The organism is Mycolicibacterium hodleri (genome assembly GCF_025822245.1).
GTDB classification, from domain to species: domain Bacteria; phylum Actinomycetota; class Actinomycetes; order Mycobacteriales; family Mycobacteriaceae; genus Mycobacterium; species Mycobacterium hodleri.
Genome location: NZ_JACKTL010000043.1, coordinates 312,213 through 327,584 on the forward strand (window position 1 = coordinate 312,213; position 15,372 = coordinate 327,584).

16 protein-coding genes are annotated in these 15,372 nt (G+C 68.7%); 4 read left to right on the plus strand and 12 right to left on the minus strand.

The genetic code is table 11. From position 1 onward, the window contains the following. Positions 1-12 precede the first annotated feature (12 nt). Both H7J06_RS19950 and H7J06_RS19955 read right to left on the minus strand, forming a co-directional pair. A complete protein-coding gene (locus H7J06_RS19950) occupies positions 13-1,413 on the minus strand; it encodes a GntP family permease (protein ID WP_264040771.1) in 1,401 nt (466 codons plus the stop codon). Further along, positions 1,413-1,907 carry a gluconokinase gene (locus tag H7J06_RS19955; RefSeq protein WP_264040772.1) on the minus strand — a complete coding sequence of 165 codons (495 nt, stop codon included), beginning with the start codon at positions 1,905-1,907 and terminating at the stop codon, positions 1,413-1,415. The genes H7J06_RS19950 and H7J06_RS19955 overlap by 1 nt, the downstream gene beginning before the upstream one ends. Before the next feature lie 140 nt (positions 1,908-2,047). Between H7J06_RS19955 and H7J06_RS19960 the strand changes: the two genes are divergently transcribed. Continuing rightward, complete coding sequence (locus tag H7J06_RS19960) at positions 2,048-2,755, plus strand: FadR/GntR family transcriptional regulator (RefSeq protein ID WP_264040773.1); 708 nt, start codon at positions 2,048-2,050, stop codon at positions 2,753-2,755. Here H7J06_RS19960 and H7J06_RS19965 read toward each other — a convergent pair. Then, on the minus strand, positions 2,736-3,248 hold the full coding sequence (locus H7J06_RS19965) for a DUF4333 domain-containing protein (RefSeq protein ID WP_264040774.1): 513 nt from the start codon (positions 3,246-3,248) through the stop codon (positions 2,736-2,738). The genes H7J06_RS19960 and H7J06_RS19965 overlap by 20 nt on opposite strands. 3 nt (positions 3,249-3,251) lie before the next feature. On the opposite strand from H7J06_RS19965, the gene H7J06_RS19970 reads away from it, so the two are divergent. Then, complete coding sequence (locus tag H7J06_RS19970; RefSeq protein ID WP_275079608.1) at positions 3,252-4,184, plus strand: SCO6745 family protein; 933 nt, start codon at positions 3,252-3,254, stop codon at positions 4,182-4,184. On the opposite strand, the gene H7J06_RS19975 is transcribed toward H7J06_RS19970, so the two are convergent. From H7J06_RS19975 to H7J06_RS19990, 4 genes are all read right to left on the minus strand, one after another. Next, entirely contained in the window at positions 4,181-4,510 is a 330-nt protein-coding gene (locus tag H7J06_RS19975) for a YnfA family protein (protein ID WP_264040871.1), read from the minus strand. The genes H7J06_RS19970 and H7J06_RS19975 overlap by 4 nt on opposite strands. Then, the gene (locus tag H7J06_RS19980; RefSeq protein WP_264040776.1) at positions 4,507-6,519 is read right to left on the minus strand and encodes a DUF7064 domain-containing protein; all 2,013 of its coding nucleotides are present in this window, start codon (positions 6,517-6,519) and stop codon (positions 4,507-4,509) included. The genes H7J06_RS19975 and H7J06_RS19980 overlap by 4 nt, the downstream gene beginning before the upstream one ends. A gap of 46 nt (positions 6,520-6,565) precedes the next feature. Next, a complete protein-coding gene (locus H7J06_RS19985) occupies positions 6,566-8,509 on the minus strand; it encodes a primary-amine oxidase (RefSeq protein WP_264040777.1) in 1,944 nt (647 codons plus the stop codon). Positions 8,510-8,571: 62 nt separating this feature from the next. Then, complete coding sequence (locus H7J06_RS19990) at positions 8,572-10,080, minus strand: carboxylesterase/lipase family protein (RefSeq protein WP_264040778.1); 1,509 nt, start codon at positions 10,078-10,080, stop codon at positions 8,572-8,574. Positions 10,081-10,158: 78 nt separating this feature from the next. On the opposite strand from H7J06_RS19990, the gene H7J06_RS19995 reads away from it, so the two are divergent. Continuing rightward, positions 10,159-10,854 (plus strand): hypothetical protein, encoded by a 696-nt coding sequence (locus H7J06_RS19995; protein WP_264040779.1) that lies wholly within the window; start codon positions 10,159-10,161, stop codon positions 10,852-10,854. Here the strand turns inward: H7J06_RS19995 and H7J06_RS20000 are convergent. Further along, positions 10,844-11,620 (minus strand): rhomboid-like protein, encoded by a 777-nt coding sequence (locus tag H7J06_RS20000; RefSeq protein ID WP_372515365.1) that lies wholly within the window; start codon positions 11,618-11,620, stop codon positions 10,844-10,846. The genes H7J06_RS19995 and H7J06_RS20000 overlap by 11 nt on opposite strands. A 12-nt stretch (positions 11,621-11,632) precedes the next feature. Further along, a complete protein-coding gene (locus H7J06_RS20005) occupies positions 11,633-12,505 on the minus strand; it encodes an adenylate/guanylate cyclase domain-containing protein (protein WP_275079666.1) in 873 nt (290 codons plus the stop codon). A gap of 209 nt (positions 12,506-12,714) precedes the next feature. Here H7J06_RS20005 and H7J06_RS20010 point away from each other — a divergent pair, with 209 nt between their 5' ends. Then, positions 12,715-13,959 carry an acyl-CoA dehydrogenase family protein gene (locus tag H7J06_RS20010; protein WP_264040781.1) on the plus strand — a complete coding sequence of 415 codons (1,245 nt, stop codon included), beginning with the start codon at positions 12,715-12,717 and terminating at the stop codon, positions 13,957-13,959. On the opposite strand, the gene H7J06_RS20015 is transcribed toward H7J06_RS20010, so the two are convergent. From H7J06_RS20015 to rpmI, 3 genes are all read right to left on the minus strand, one after another. After that, entirely contained in the window at positions 13,949-14,716 is a 768-nt protein-coding gene (locus tag H7J06_RS20015; protein WP_264040873.1) for a TrmH family RNA methyltransferase, read from the minus strand. The genes H7J06_RS20010 and H7J06_RS20015 overlap by 11 nt on opposite strands. Then, positions 14,713-15,102, minus strand: a complete 390-nt coding sequence (gene rplT / locus H7J06_RS20020; RefSeq protein WP_149482073.1) for a 50S ribosomal protein L20 — start codon at positions 15,100-15,102, stop codon at positions 14,713-14,715. Before rplT ends, H7J06_RS20015 begins: the two co-directional genes overlap by 4 nt. 66 nt (positions 15,103-15,168) lie before the next feature. Continuing rightward, positions 15,169-15,363, minus strand: coding sequence for a 50S ribosomal protein L35 (rpmI, locus tag H7J06_RS20025; protein WP_264040782.1), 195 nt, complete (start codon positions 15,361-15,363; stop codon positions 15,169-15,171). Positions 15,364-15,372 lie beyond the last annotated feature (9 nt).

Consider the following 15,372-nt stretch of genomic DNA (forward strand, 5'->3'; position numbering starts at 1 on the left):
CGTCGTCGGGCCTCAGACCACCAGGTCCAGCAGGAGTACGACGCCGAGGCCGCTGACCGAGAGCACCGTCTCCATGATCGACCACGTCTTGATGGTCTGCCCCACGGTGAGCCGGAAGTACTGGTTGACCAACCAGAAGCCCGCGTCGTTGACGTGGGAGAAGAACAGCGACCCCGCTCCGACGGCGAGCACCACCAGCGACACCTCTGCGGTGGGCAGGTCGGCGACGAGCGGCACGATCAGCGACGACGCGGTGATCGTGGCCACCGTGGCCGAACCCGTGGCCAGCCGGATCAGCACCGCGATCACCCAGGCCAGGACGAGCACCGAGATGTTCGCGCCCTCGGCCCACCGCGCGAGCAGGGTGCCGATGCCGGTGTCGACCAGCACCTGCTTGAAACCGCCACCGGCGGCGACGATCAGGATGATGCCGGCCACCGGCGGGAGTCCGGATTCGATGCAGGCGGTCACCTTGCCGCGGTCCATCCCGGCGCCACGGCCGAGGGTGAACATGCCGACGATGACGGCGATGAGCAGCGCGATCAGCGGGGTGCCCAAGGTGTCGAACACCATCCGGACCAGGTTCGCCTTGTCGTCGATGAAGACGTCGACCAGCGCCTTGCCCAGCATCAACGCGACGGGCAGCAAGACCGAGAAGAGTGTGACGGCGAACGACGGCCGGCGCGGGGTCTCGCCCTCGGCGAAGCGGTCCGCGTCGAAGGTGTCGGGCGCGTCGACGACGACCCACTTGCCGGCGAGCTTTCCGAACAACGGGCCGGCCAGGATGATGGTCGGAATCGCCACCGCGACACCGAGAGCCAGCGTGACTCCCAGGTCCGCGTTGAGCAGTCCGACGGCCGTCAGCGGGCCGGGGTGCGGTGGCACGAAGCCGTGCATCGCCGAAAGGCCGGCCAGGGCCGGGATTCCGACGGTGATCAAGGACAGCTGTGAGCGACGCGAGACCAGGTAGATGACCGGTATCAGCAGCACCAGGCCGATCTCGAAGAACATGGGCAGGCCGATGATCGCGCCGACCAAGGCCATCGCCCACGGCAGCATCCGTGGTGACGCGTGCCCGACGATGGTGTCGACGATTTCGTCGGCCCCGCCGGAGTCGGCGAGCAGCTTGGCGAACATCGCGCCGAGGGCGATGAGGATGCCGACACCTGCCGCGGTCTCGCCGAAGCCCTTGCTGAACGACGCCAGCACCGTGGTGAGGTTCTCCCCCGCCACCATCCCGACCGTGAGCGCGCCGAACATCAGCGACAGGAAGGGGTGCAGTTTGACGATCGTGATGAGCACGACGATGACCGCGATGCCGACGAGGAACGCCAGCAGGAGGTGCACGCCGGACGCGACCGGCTCGGTGAGCTTCGGCGCCTCGTCGGCGAGCAGGGTAATTCCGTTGGTCATCACAACTCCCGTTGGGTCAGCGCTACGTATTCGTCGATGATGGAATCGATGTCTTGGTCGACGTTGACGTCGACTCCGTGTTCGTCGGGGGCCAGCGGCTCGAGGGTCTCGAATTGGGACGCGAGCAGCGATGCGGGCATGAAGTGTCCGGGCCGGCTGGCCTGTCGTCGGCCGATCACCTCGGGGGTTCCGGCCAGATGCAGGAATTCCACGTTGGCGCAGTGCTCGCGCAATTGGTCCCGATAGACGTGTTTGAGTGCCGAGCAACTCATCACGCCGCCGTCGGCATGCGCGGCCAGCCACTCCCCGATCGAGTCGAGCCAGGGGCGTCGGTCATCGTCGTCGAGCGCGTGGCCCGCGGTCATCTTGGCGATGTTCGCCGGCGGGTGGAAGTCGTCCGCGTCGGCGAAGGGAACGCGTAGGCGCTGAGCCAGGGCCGCGCCGACGGTCGACTTGCCGGAGCCGGACACCCCCATTACGACGATTGGCGCCATGCCCCGTCCACCTCCCGATCCGTGGTACCCGACTGTGCCAGGCATCACACAGCTTGCCCCAATGATCAGATCATTGCAAGCATTTCAGCGAAAGATACGTCTTTAATGCACGCAGCAAAGATTATGACAAGATGTATGGCGTGGCCGGACCCTCAAACGTCAGCGCGCTGCACGACAACGTGCTCACCGGAATCGGCGCCGAGATCGTGTCGGGGACCCTCCCTGCCGGAGGCGTGATCAACCTCGAGGGCGTCGGCGTGCAGTACGGAGTGTCACGCAGCGTGGCGCGCGAGGCGGTCCGGGTTCTCGAGTCGATGGGCTTAGTCGCTTCGCGGCGCCGCGTCGGCATCACCATCCAACCCGTGGAACGATGGAACGTCTTCGACCCGCGCGTGATTCGGTGGCGGCTCGAATCCGGTGATCGCACAGCACAATTGGTCTCGCTCTCCGAGTTGCGCCGGGGCTTCGAACCGACCGCGGCGGCGCTCGCCGCCCGCCGGGCCGATCCCCACCAGTGCCGCATCATGGCCGCTGCCGTGTCGGACATGGTCATGCACGGCCGGTCCGGGGACTTGGAGTCATACTTGTTGGCCGACAAGGTGTTTCACCAGACTCTGCTCGAGGCCAGCGGAAACGAGATGTTCCGGGCGCTCAACGGTGTCGTCGCCGAAGTGCTCACCGGACGCACCCACCACGGCATGATGCCCGAGACGCCGAATCCGGTGGCCATCGCCCTGCACGACGAGGTCGCCCGCGCCATCCGCTTGCGCGACGAGGACGGCGCGGAACGTGCGATGCGGGAGATCATCGAGGAGGCCGTGACCGACGTCAGTTCGTCCGCAAGGTGAACTTCATGGTCAGCCCCGACACCTCGGTGACCTCCACCGTCCGGTGCTCCTGAACCCCACCCGCGACGACGTCACAGCCGGCGGAGGCGCCCACCTCGCCGGTCAGCCCGCCGCCACACGCCACCGAATCGATGCGCTCCGAGGACTTCTCGGCCACCAGCCGCGCCACCGCCGCCTCGAGCTGTTCGCGCGACAACGCGGGGGTCAGGTCGTATTGAATCGCGCCGCCGTCGGTTCCGGTGACGGTGACGACCGGTTGAAAACCGTTCGCCGCCCCGATCGCGACGTCACAGTGCGACGTCCGGCCCACTTCGCCGACGAGATCCGACTCGCAGACGACCGACTGCGGTCGCTCGCCCGCAGTGGTCAGCTTGGCGGCAACGTCCTTCTGCAGGGCGTCCTTCGCGACCGTCGGCACGAGGTCGGACCCCGTCGTGCCGGTGCAGCCACACGCGATGGCACCCGCCAGTGCCGCAGTCGCCGTCCACCGCATGGCATGCATCCTTTCATCCGACGGACGCCACGGTGGTTGACTGCGGAAGTGAGCAGAACTCCGACCACCGCCCGCAGGCTGTTCGACCGCTTCGAACCCGTCCACGCCCTGACGTACTTCGCACCCGAGTCGCGCGACGCTCTCGGGCAGGCGGGTTTCCGGGGCTTTTGGATGGGCTACTTCGGTGCCCGTGCCGCCCCGCTGGGCTCGGTGGGCGCCGACGTCGTCACCGCCGTCTTCTACAACTTCTCGCCGTCCCACGTGGCGCGCGCACTGCCCGCCGCGTGGGAATTCGCGAGCCCGGCGGACGCACTCCGGGCCCGGGAGGCCTCGGCCGTCGCCGCCCTGGCGCGGTGCGGGATCACCGACGGCACTCAGGTGCGGACCGCGGCCGATCTGCTGGCCAAGGCCGCGGCCACCGCGCCGCTGGACGGCCGCCCGCTCTTCGCGGCGAACCGCGCGTTGCCGTGGCCGGACCATTCGGTCGCCCGGCTGTGGCACGCCAGCACCCTGTTGCGCGAACAACGCGGGGACGCTCACGTCGCGGTCCTCGTCGCCAACGGCGTCGGTGGCCGCGAGTGCAACGTCCTGCACGCGCTCGCCGACCGGGTGCCGCGGGAGTTCATCATGCGCAGCCGCGAGTACGACGACCAGGAGTGGCAGTCGTGCGTCGACCGGCTCGCCGTCCGCGGATTCATCGACGGCCACGGCGCGCTGACGGATTCGGGCCGGGAGTTCAAAGGCCACCTCGAGGACTCGACCGACCGGTTGTCGCTGTCGGCGTTCGACGCCCTCGACGACGGCGATCTGGAACTGCTCTTCCGCACGCTGACCCCAGTCACCAGGGCGGTGGTCGCCGCGGGCGACATCCCGGCCGCCACGCCGATGGGGCTTCGTCGTGACGACCTCGACGACGACGGCGCGCAGCTCTCCTAACGCGGGCCGTACATGATCAGGCCGACCCCGAGCAGGCAGACCACGGCGCCCGTGACGTCCCATCGGTCGGGCCCAAAGCCGTCGGCGACCATGCCCCACAACAGGGAACCGGCGATGAAGATGCCGCCGTAGGCGGCCAGCACCCGCCCAAAGTTCGCATCCGGCTGGAACGCGGCCACGAAACCGTAGGCGCCGAGGGCCAGTACGCCGGCACCGGCCCACAGCCAGCCGCGGTGTTCCCGGATGCCCTGCCAGACCAGCCAGGCACCACCGATCTCCAGCAGTGCCGCCAATACGAACAGCAGCACCGACTTCAGCACCGTCATGTCCGGTTGCGGTTCCATTCGAGCCAGCCGACGCCGGTGCGGCCGTCGGTCGTCGTGACCGCGGCCCACGCCCGCGGGAATCTGCTCAGCCGGCCGTCGGTCGAGGTCAGCAGCACCGGGGCGTGCCCGCGTACGTCGACGGTCACGGTGAGGTCGCCAGGCGTGATCTCGAGCGTGGTGCCGACGGGTAACTCGTTCTCGCCGAACGTCTCCCGTGCGACAACCGTCTGCAGCTCGACGACCTCGCCCGAGCGCTGGACGTACCCGGCGGCCATCGGTGGCGCACCGGGGATCCTGAGGTCGAGGCCGTGGACGTGGGTGCCGTCGTGCAGGTGGAACGCGCTCCACACCCACTCCATGCCCCACCAGTCCCGCGCTGCCCACGAGTGGTCTCGCTGACCGGGGACGTCGGAGAACTCGTATGAACGTCCTTCTGCCCTCACGGTTCCCGACACCGTGCACGGAATCTCGTAGCGGGTCGACAGGCGGTACTGGTAGGGCGTGCCGTCGGTGGTCCACACCATGTCCAGCTCGAGGTCGACGGGCCGGCCCGAGACGCCCCGGAGGAGGTCGGCCGGATCGTCGTAGGCCTCTCCCCTGCCACGCAACGACACCCGATGGGAGTGCAGCGGCGCCGTGACGTCGAGTTCGAGGTCGACCCCGTCGCCGTGCACGCGGGTGTGATCGGCCGGCAGCGGAGCCTCGAAGTCGAGCACGGCGATCGTGGGTAGGTTCGGACCGCACAGCAGCGCGTTGACCCAGGCGTGGCCCTGGTTGGGAATGAGGCCCAGCCGCAACCATCCGCCGACCTCCTGGTCGGGGTCGACGAAGTCGAAGTACCAACTCTCGCTCCACAGCGGTTCGTCCGACGGTTCGTGGCGGCCCTCGTCGTCGGGCGTGGGCTGCAACGGTTCCGGATGCGACGGCGGGGGCAGCACGGCCAGTGCGTCGGTGTCGAGGACGTGCTGGCAGTGTCGCGCGATCATCGTCATGAACATCCGGTCGCCGCGCTCGGTGCGCTCCACGAGCATCGGCGAGACGATCGACATCATCACCCCGAAGAAGCTCTGGCGTCGCACGCCCTCGCGCACGTCGTCGAGGCTCACCGAGGTGTCGGGTCCAAGCGCGTCGTGATAGGCGTGCAGCAGTGCCTCGCCATGCTCGCGTCGCCGATCCGCCGGCAGCGCACATCCCAGGAAGTAGGCGGCGTCGGTCATCGCAGGCCCCCAGGTGACGGTCTGCCAGTCCACCACGGTCAGCGGACGGGCGGCGCCCTCCTCGCCGAACAGCATGTTGTCCAAGCGAAAGTCGCCGTGCACCAGTCCCTGGGGTCGACCGGACGCGGCCTCGTCGGCGAGGTAGTCGTCGAACGCCGCGACCAGGCGTTCGCAGACCTCGCGGTGCTCGGGTGCGATGTCGTCGCGATACCGCTCGACGAAGCCCGCGTAGAGCGCGGCCATCAAACCCTGGTTCAGCGGCGATTCGCGGTTGAGCCACTGAGCGTCGGCAAGGGCGGCGTTGCCGAGCAGTGGGCCGTGCACGCGACCGAGCTGGGTCAGCGCCATCGTCGCCTGCTCGACCGACGCGCCGCCGATCTCGTCGCCGACGACGGCCGGGGCGGCGTCGCCGAGTAGCAGGTCGAAGGCACCCGTCGCCGGGTCGTAGGCCGCGTGGTGACACTCCGACACGGGTCCGTGCAACCCCGGCGCGACGTCGGTGTAGAACCGGACCTCACGCTCGTAGAGGCCCATCGTCAACCCGGTCTGCCTGCTACTGGGGTCGGCAGCGGCGACCTTCAGCACCACCGAGGCCGGCCCGTTCTGTCCGTCCGCGTAGGTGAGCCCCACGCGGTAGCACTCGCTCATCTGTCCGGTGCCGATGCGGTCGACGGTGAAGTCGGCGACCTCGCCGGCGCCGATCGCGGCGGTCAGCCAGTCGGCGGTGAGATCGGCGGGGCGTTCGACGAGGGCGCTGGCGAGGAAGGGTTGCACGCCGCCCACGTTAGTCACGGGCGTTCCTTCGCGATGCCGTTTTCGCCCGAGAACTTGACGGGCGTCAACTCTGGCCGTGGCAGGCGTCGGACGGGGTGGCGGGCACGTCCAGCGACGGGTTGCGGTCGAAGAATCCGAACGGCTTGAGCCAGAAGGAGACGACGTCGACCGGCATCACCGGCCAATCCTCGGGTCGGGTGATGTGGTGCAGGCCGAACACGTACCAGAGCACGACGTCGGTGTTCTCGATGGGCCGGTTGGCCTTCGTCCACTGTCCCAGGCCGGTGTCCTCCGCCGACTGGTTGACGAATTCGCCTGCGGGCCAGCGCTCGTCGGCGGAATTCGGGGTTACCCACAGGGTGTGTCCGATCACGTTGGCGCGCTTGAGAACCGGCGAGGCGGGGTCGAACATCGCCGGGATGGCGCCACCGGGCACCAGCTTGTAGGCGGGATGGGTGCCCAACCCGTTGGTCACGTTGGGGTTGACCACCTTCCACGCGCGCTGGGTGTCGAAGCTGACGTCCTGCATGCCCTCGCTCTCGCTGCGCAGCGGCACGTTGCGCGTCACCAGCGACAGTCCGTACGGATTGTCCGGACCCATCGGCTCGGCGTAGGACTCGGACATGACGACGGTGTTGTCGGAGCCGTCGACGTCCATGTCGAGCCGGGCCACCAGGAAGTGTTGGTGGAACGGCGCATACGTCCGCTCGTCGACGAGCGTGCCGTTCGGATTCGGTGCGCCGGGGGCCAACGGCGTGGTGACCATGATGCCGGTGGCGCGGACCTCGCATTCGATGTTGCCGTCCTGGTAGAGGCGCCAGTAGACCAGGTACTCGTAGTTGGCGACCGTCACGTGGAACGAAATGGTCAGGCGGCGGATTCGGCGTACCTCTGCTCCCGAGTCGTGGTCGACGTGCTTCCACAGCACGGCACCGTCCTCTTCGTGGATGCAGATGGCGTTGGTGATCGTGTACGGCCCGCCCGTGCTGTCGTGCATCACGGCGTCGAGGTACCGAATCTCGCCAAGGCAGTCACACCCGAGTTCCAGCGAGGTGGTCATGAAGCCAAGGCCCCACTCGCCGATGTCGAATGCGGTGCGACGGTAGTGGTCGGGCGACGAGTCCCGGTACGGGACGATCATCTCCGCGAACGACATTCGGTGGGCGATCGAGCGCTCGCGGTCGCCGTCGCGATAGCGCACGGTGTGCAGGGTCATCCCCTCGCGATAGTTGAACCCGATGCGCAGCGACCAGTTCTGCCAGCGCAACAGGTTGCCGTCCAGGGTGAACGACGGTCCCTCGGGCTGGGTGATGAGCAGCGGCTTGAGTGGTTCCCGCGTCGACGCCGCGCGGAGGCGCTCCGGAACGTGCGCGGGCGCGTATTCACCCATCACGTCGGGTGTGTGGACTCCCCCGTCGTCGTCGACCCGAAGCACCTCCATGGTGTTCAGGTCGACGACGCAGTGCAGACCGCTGACCAGGTGCGCATACGGGTTGGCGCCCGGCGCGTCCTTGCGCCACGTGTCCGACCATCCCAGCCTGCGGTCGCGGAACTCGGCAGGGGCGACCGCGTCGCCAAAGGTCCAGGTGTCCATGAACACGTTGTCCAGGTCGGTGATGCCCCGCTTGGCGAGGGCGGCGATCACGTCGGGGTGCGTGCGCAGGAGCTGGTCGCACTCGAGGAACTCGTCCACGGTGAAGTTGGCCTGGACGCCGGGGACGTGGACGAACGTCTCGACCCGGTCGTCGGTCAGCGAGACCACGGCCTTGTGGGTGGCGTTGGCGGACCGGTCCAGGCAGATCGCCGTCGCGCGGCGCGCGGGCACGTCGCCGCGCTCCTCGAACCGCCGCAACTCCTCCTTGCTCGGCTCCACCAGCTCGACCGAGGCGAATCGCCAGCCCAGGCCGGAACCCGCGGACGGGGTGGCCTCGACCTGATGCTCGCGGCGCAACACCGTAGCGACAGCGGCGAATTCGTCGGCGGACAGAGGATCGAGTGGGTGCGTCACCTCACCACTCGACCACGTCGACGACGGACGCGCGCGGGGATCGCAGGAATATGCCGGCGGCCTCAGTTGGCGGCCAGCGTGAACCCCTCCCACGCCCGTCGCCGGTCGGCGTTGGGGTCGTATTCGAGGTGCGAACGCCGGTCGAAGACCATCACCGCACGCTCGTCGGCGGTGTACCGGGGCCAGCCGTCGCCCGGTGATCCGGTGCGGCTGAACGCCCGCCACCTGCCCTGCACGTCGTTGGAGACCCGGCGCGCCGAGCGGCGGTCGGCAACGGCCGTCATCAACGACCCCAACCGGGTGCGGTAGACGTCGAACACCGCGAGCAGCTCCGTGGCATGCGTGGCGCCGAGGCCCGAAAGGTGAAACGTGCGCGGCGCGTAGTCATAGCGGTAGACGTAGGTCGGGGCGTGCTGCCCGTGCGCGGAGGCGATCTGCCACGCCGCGGTCCCGAAGGCGAAGTCGCCACCGAGGCGGATGCAGGCACTCGGACTCGGATAGCCCGGATAGGCGCCGGTGATGCGGTCGCGCAGTTCGACGTCGGAGTCGGCGAAGAGCAGGTCGATGGCGGGTTCGGTCATCGGCAGCAACTGGAGGAACCGGGTGAACAGGCGACCCTCGTCGGCGTTGGTGCCGACGATGAGTGGCACCCGGTGGGCGGTGCCGTCGCGCATCGCCCGCAGCGGGTCTTCGGGCAGGTACTCGGTGTCGTAGGTCGGGCCGACGACGAACGCGCCGCGCATCTCCGTCATGCCGCGACGCATCACCCGGTTCAACCCGTCGACGAGCTCGGTGGGTCGCGCCGACATCACGGCGGCCGCGCCGTCCGCGCGGGACGCGCCAAGGGCGTCGACCAGGTCGTCGGCGAAGGCCGCCGCGACGTCGGGGGGACCGGCCATGCCGCTGGCCGGACTCTCCGAAATGGCTTGCGAGAAAAGCCCCTTCGCCGCGGGGGTGGCCAGCAAGGTGGCGACGGCGTGCGCTCCGGCGCTCTCCCCGAAGATGGTCACGTTGTCCGGGTCGCCACCGAACACGGCGGCGTTGTCGCGGACCCACCGCAGCGCCATGACCAGATCCCGCAGGAACAGGTTGTCCTCGATGGGGTAGTCGGGCGTCGAGAGGGCGGAGAGATCCATGCAACCCAGGACCCCGAGCCGGTAGTTCACCGAGACGTAGACGCAGCCGCGCCGGGCCATCGACGCGCCGTCGTAGATCGGGGTGGCCGAGCTGCCGAGGATGTACCCGCCGCCGTGGATGAAGAACATCACCGGCAGCGGCTCGTTGCCGGAGTTCTCCGGGGCGACCACGTTGAGCGTCAGACAGTCCTCGCTCATCGGCTGGAACTTGCCGAGGCCGAGGAGGGTGTACTTGCGGTCCTGCGGCGCGCAGTAGCTGAACCCGTGGCAGTAGCGAACCCCGGGCCATGGCTGGACCGGCTGTGGGGCGCGAAGCCGCAACGGCCCCACCGGCGGGCGCGCGTACGGGACGGACCGCCAGCGGTGAACCCCGTCAGCGGTGAAGCCCTCGATGACGCCGCTGTCGACGGTGACGCGAATGGTGCGTTCGTGCATGACCCCGACGTTAGCGAAGAACCTGGCTCCCGACGTGCCCGACGGGCCGGGCGAATTGCGACCGCTACCCTGGTCGTCATGCGAATTGCCCTGCTGGTCGCCGTATCTGCGCTGGTGGCGGGCTGTTCGGGTGGTGCGGGCGGGCCGGCCGACGGCACCGGATCCCCGTCCGCCACCGGCACGTCGAGCGCGACGACCCCGACTCCGACGTCGAGTCGGACCACGACACCGTCGCCGGCCGCCAGTGGTTCTCCCCGGCCGGGTGCGGCGATCGCCGACGTCATCGGGTGGATCGAGGCCGCCACGCCCGCCGACGTCGCGGGCTACCACGCGATGACCCGGGGCGGTGAGAAGACCGATCTGGGCGACGACGTCGCGTTCACCACGGCGGGGGCCGAAACCAACTGCGTCACCAACCGCCATCGGGACGGTGCGTTGGCGTGCCTGGTGAAGTTGGCCGATCCACCGGCGCGGCCCGCCGGCATCGAGACGGCGTGGAAGCCCAACTGGGTGGACTTCACGGGCCCGACCGTCGACGTCGGGTCGCCGCACGGTGACCCGGGACCGTTTCGCGACGGAACGGGTGCCGAACTGCCGGTCGGCCGGAGCCTGGCGTTCGGTGACTACCGGTGCCGCGCGGACGCGGCGGGCCTGTTTTGCGTCGACTACGCCCACCAGACGGCAGTCGCGTTGAGCGCCCGTGGCGTCGTGCCGTTCGGGTGCCTGCAGAAGGCGGCCCCGCCGGCGGACATCGGCCTCCGGTTCAGCTGCTGACGGGCTGGTCCGAGACCTTCCGCAGTTCCCCGACGAGCGTGCAGACCAGGCCGAGCATCGCCCCGGCGAGGCCGGCGACGACGGCCGGGACCATGGTGCCCGGGTCGCTCGCGATGACCAGGAGCCCGAACGCCGCGGCGACCATCAGTAACACGACCAACGGCTGGGTCCACGGATGTGGGGCACCGAACCACGTCGCGACCAGCATGCCCAGCATCAGCGCCAGAAGGTGGCCGACATTGCTGAAGTCGGCGCCGGCGACGACGGCCGTCACCGCGACGGCGAGCCACCAGCCAATCCACGCCGGTCGCCAGCGCCGGGGAATCGTCGGGGTGAGGGCACCGAGCACCGCCGTTGCGCCGTAGCTCATTCCGACGTCGGTTGCGCGGGTGAGGCTTCTGGGCAACCAGCCGTGGCTCACGGCCGCCCACAGTCCGGCGGCCACCAACAGCGTCGCACCGACGTGCCCCACCGCGAACGCCACCATCAGTCGGCGACTGCGCCAGAGCAGTTCGCCCAGCGCGAGCAGACACACCAGGCCCGGCAGCCAGACGAGGACCGGGCCCGCGTCGACGACGAAGGCACTGCCGAGCAAGGTCCCGACGTGCCCGTGCCGCAGGTTGTGCAGGTTGGTACTGGCGTGCAGGATGACGCGGTCCTGAACCGCGGGATCGAGTTCGACGAGGGTCGCCGTGACGACGAGCAGCACGACGGCATAGCCCACGGTCACCCGGACGCGGGCCAGTCGAGCGAACATCGCGTGCACCATCGGCACCGACTATGCCCCCGGCGCCTCGGCGTCGACCGCGTCCGTACCTGGCAAATCCCTGCGGGTCTTCACCCAATACATCACGAGATCGTCGGGCACGCCCGGTGCCTTCGTGGAGAAGAGGGGCTTGCGTACCCGTTTGACCGTGATGCCCAAGGATTCGAAGTCCTCGTCGGAGATGCCCGCAAGGGTCGCGTTGGACACCACCAGTCCACCCCTGGTCGCGCGGTCCATCACCCGTGCGGCCACGTTGACGTCGACCCCCAGCCAGTCCGACCCGATCCGTTGCGGCCGGCCGGTGTGGATGCCGGCCCGCATCATCGGCGTAAAACCGCCCACCTCAACGGTTTTGACGGCGTCCAGGGCGGTCAACACCGCACCGACCGCGGTGGCCGGATCGCGGAAGACCGCCATCGCGCCGTCCCCCATCCGCTTGACGATCTGCCCGCCGGCCTCCAGCAGGGGTGGCTCCGTCACCTGGGTGACCCGCCGTACCAACTTGAGTGCGGCGTCGTCCCCGGCACGGAGCGACCAATCGGAGTATCCGACCAGATCGGTGAACACCAGCGTCACCTCGCGGTTGGCGGGCTGACCCGACACGCGTTCGGTCAACGCCTGCCATACCTGCAGGCCCGCCAGGCTGACTTCGCGGGACGCGGCGTGGCGGTCCAAGATGCGGTCTGCCGCTCGCGCCGCCGCCCGTGGGCCACCGACCCCGGCCGCGGACAGGGGATCCCCGAAGTCCGGGTCGCCGGGCAGCGCCCGACGGGCACGTCTGACGAGGGCGACGAGGCCGTCGTCGTGGTTGGCCCTCTTCAACCAGCGCAGCGGGCCGCCGTCGCCGGACCGTTCCTCGAACGATTCGGCAGCCACGTCGTCCAGACTAGGTGTCCGCCCCGGCGGCGGCTCTAGGGTGTGGCTCACAACCGACTGGATGCGGTACGCGGCCGACCGTCACACAGTCGTGGACAACGTGCGTTGTCACGCATACGTTGGGGAGACGCGCCGGCTCGCTGGTGCACGATACGTTCTCCCTCGCAGGCCTGCGCCCGGCGCGCGGTCGGCGCGAACCACGAAGGGCTGCCCGAAACATGCTCGAATGGTCAGACGTCGACGTCGCCGTCCGCGACGCGGTCCGAGATTTCGTCGACCGGGAGGTCCGCCCGCACGTCGACGACCTGGAGAGCGGCGACATGGCGCCCTACCCGGTCATCCAGAAGTTGTTCTCCACCTTCGGCATCGACGCGATGGCCAGGGAATCGCTGGAGAAGCGACTGGCCGCGATGCGCGAGGGCGGCGGTGCCTCCCCCAGTGGTGGATCATCGGGCGGCATGTTCGGCGGCGGCGGTGCGCAGGCCGGCATGGGTTTCGTACTGATCAGCGAATTGTGCCGGGTCAGCATGGGTCTGGTGACGGGAGTGGGCGTCAGCCTCGGTCTGACCGTTCCGACGATCGCGTCGCGCGGCACGCTCGCGCAACAGGAACGCTGGCTGCCCGGGCTCGTCACCTACGAGAAGATCGGCGCGTGGGCGATCACCGAGCCGGACTCGGGTTCCGACGCGTTCGGCGGCATGAAGTCCTACGTGGTTCGCGACGGGGACGACTACGTCCTCAACGGGCAGAAGACGTTCATCACCAACGGTCCCGACGCCGACGTGACCGTGGTCTATGCGAAGCTGGACGAGAAGGACGGCGCGAGCAAGCGCGACCGCAAGGTGCTGACCTTCGTCCTCGACAAGGGGATGGACGGCTTCGTGCAGTCGAAACCCTTCCGCAAGATGGGCATTCACAGCTCGCGGACCGGCGAACTGTTCTTCCACGACGTGCGCCTGGGCCGCGACCGGCTGCTGGGCGAGACCGAGGACAACGACAAGGGCGACGGCCGCGACAGCGCCCGCTCCAACTTCTCGGCCGAACGCATCGGCGTCGCCGCAATGGCGCTCGGCGTTATCGAGGAGTGCCTGCGGCTCTGCGTCGACTACGCGAAGTCACGCACGCTGTGGGGTCAGGAGATCGGCCAGTTCCAGCTCATCCAGCTCAAGCTGGCGAGCATGGAAGTCGCTCGGATGAACGTGCGCAACATGCTGTTCCGCGTCATCGAGGCCGCCCAGTCGGGGACGTCGATCTCACTGCCCGAGGCCTCGGCGATGAAGTGGTACTGCTCGCAGGCGGCGACCGACGTCGCCATGGAGGCCGTTCAGATCTTCGGTGGCAACGGCTACATGACGGAGTACCGCGTCGAGCAGTTGGCGCGCGACGCCAAGTCGCTGATGATCTACGCGGGGAGCAACGAAGTGCAGATCACCCACGTCGCGCGGGGCCTGCTCAGCGGCTAGCCCGCGAACTCTCGTACAGGCAGATCGCCGCGGCGGCAGCCACGTTGAGGCTCTCCGCACTCCCCCGCATCGGGATCCGGACGCGTACGTCGGCCGCCGCGGCGACGTCGACTGGCAGCCCGTGAGCCTCCGAACCGAACAGCCAGGCGGTCGGCACGTCGAGGTTCATCTCGTCGAGTGCCCGCTCGCCGTCGAGAGTCGCTGCCATCACGACCAATTCGGCGTTCACCAGTTCCGAGATGAGCGCAAGGGTGTCCGGCGCGTCGACGACCGGCACGGAGAAGATGCTGCCTGCCGAGGCCCGCAGGCACTTCGCGTTGTACGGATCGACACCCTCGCCGGCCAAGACGAGGGCGTCGGCACCCATCGCGTCGGCAAGTCGAATCATCGTGCCGGCGTTCCCGGGATCGGCGGTGTCCACTGCGACGGCCACCAATCGCGGCGACGCAAGCACGTCCGCCAGCGACGCCTCGGGCATTCGGCAGACGGCCACCAGCCCGACGGGAGTGACGGTGTCCGACAACGCCTTTGCGCCGCGTTCGGTCACCAGCTGAATGGGAGCGCCGACCAGCAGCTCACCGAACCGCTCGGCGGCGTCCTCGGTGACGAACACCTCGTCGACGAGACCACGCCGCAACGCAGACTCGACGAGGTTGGCACCTTCGGCGAGAAAGCGTGCGGCGTGGCGGCGTCCGCTCGGACGCTGCAGCTTGACCGCGGCAGCTACCCGATTGGACTTCTCGGTCAGCGGTGTCAGGCGGCTTCGCCCGACGGTGCGTTCACGTCTTCGGGCAGAGCGGCCTTGGCGACCTCGACCAGGGCGGTGAACGCGGCCTCGTCGCTGATCGCGATCTCGGACAGGTTCTTGCGGTCGACCTCGACGCCGGCCAGCTTCAGGCCCTGGATCAACCGGTTGTAGGTGATCCCGTTGGCGCGGGCCGCGGCGTTGATGCGCGTGATCCACAGCTTGCGGAAGTCGCCCTTGCGAGCCTTGCGGTCACGGTAGGCGTAGGTCAACGAGTGGAGCTGCTGCTCCTTGGCCTTGCGGTAGAGCCGCGACCGCTGGCCGCGGTAGCCCTTCGAAGCCTTCAGTACGGTACGCCGCTTCTTTTGGGCGTTTAGTGCGCGCTTGACGCGTGCCATGGGGTGTTCCTATCTCGAGCGGGTCAGGGGTGGGGAGCCTGCAAGACGTTCAGCAGGCAAGTCAGGTCAGCCGTTGAGCATCTTGTTGATGCGCTTGGCGTCGTTGTCCGCCACCACGGTGCGGCCGTCGAGCCTGCGGGTGCGCTTGGTCGCCTTGTGCTCGAGAAGGTGTCGGCGACCGGCCTTCTGGCGCACGATCTTTCCGGTGCCGGTCTTCCGGAAGCGCTTGGAAGCGCCGCTGTGGGTCTTGGCCTTGGGCATGGAGTCCTC

Bases quoted from the DNA above. Each gene is read 5' to 3' on its own strand.
- H7J06_RS19950 (WP_264040771.1), bottom strand. From the start codon at position 1,413: ATGACCAACGGAATTACCCTGCTCGCCGACGAGGCGCCGAAGCTCACC.
- H7J06_RS19955 (WP_264040772.1), bottom strand. From the start codon at position 1,907: ATGGCGCCAATCGTCGTAATGGGGGTGTCCGGCTCCGGCAAGTCGACC.
- H7J06_RS19965 (WP_264040774.1), bottom strand. From the start codon at position 3,248: ATGCGGTGGACGGCGACTGCGGCACTGGCGGGTGCCATCGCGTGTGGC.
- H7J06_RS19970 (WP_275079608.1), top strand. From the start codon at position 3,252: ATGCATCCTTTCATCCGACGGACGCCACGGTGGTTGACTGCGGAAGTG.
- H7J06_RS19975 (WP_264040871.1), bottom strand. From the start codon at position 4,510: ATGACGGTGCTGAAGTCGGTGCTGCTGTTCGTATTGGCGGCACTGCTG.
- H7J06_RS19990 (WP_264040778.1), bottom strand. From the start codon at position 10,080: ATGCACGAACGCACCATTCGCGTCACCGTCGACAGCGGCGTCATCGAG.
- H7J06_RS19995 (WP_264040779.1), top strand. From the start codon at position 10,159: ATGCGAATTGCCCTGCTGGTCGCCGTATCTGCGCTGGTGGCGGGCTGT.
- H7J06_RS20010 (WP_264040781.1), top strand. From the start codon at position 12,715: ATGCTCGAATGGTCAGACGTCGACGTCGCCGTCCGCGACGCGGTCCGA.
- rplT (WP_149482073.1), bottom strand. From the start codon at position 15,102: ATGGCACGCGTCAAGCGCGCACTAAACGCCCAAAAGAAGCGGCGTACC.
- rpmI (WP_264040782.1), bottom strand. From the start codon at position 15,363: ATGCCCAAGGCCAAGACCCACAGCGGCGCTTCCAAGCGCTTCCGGAAG.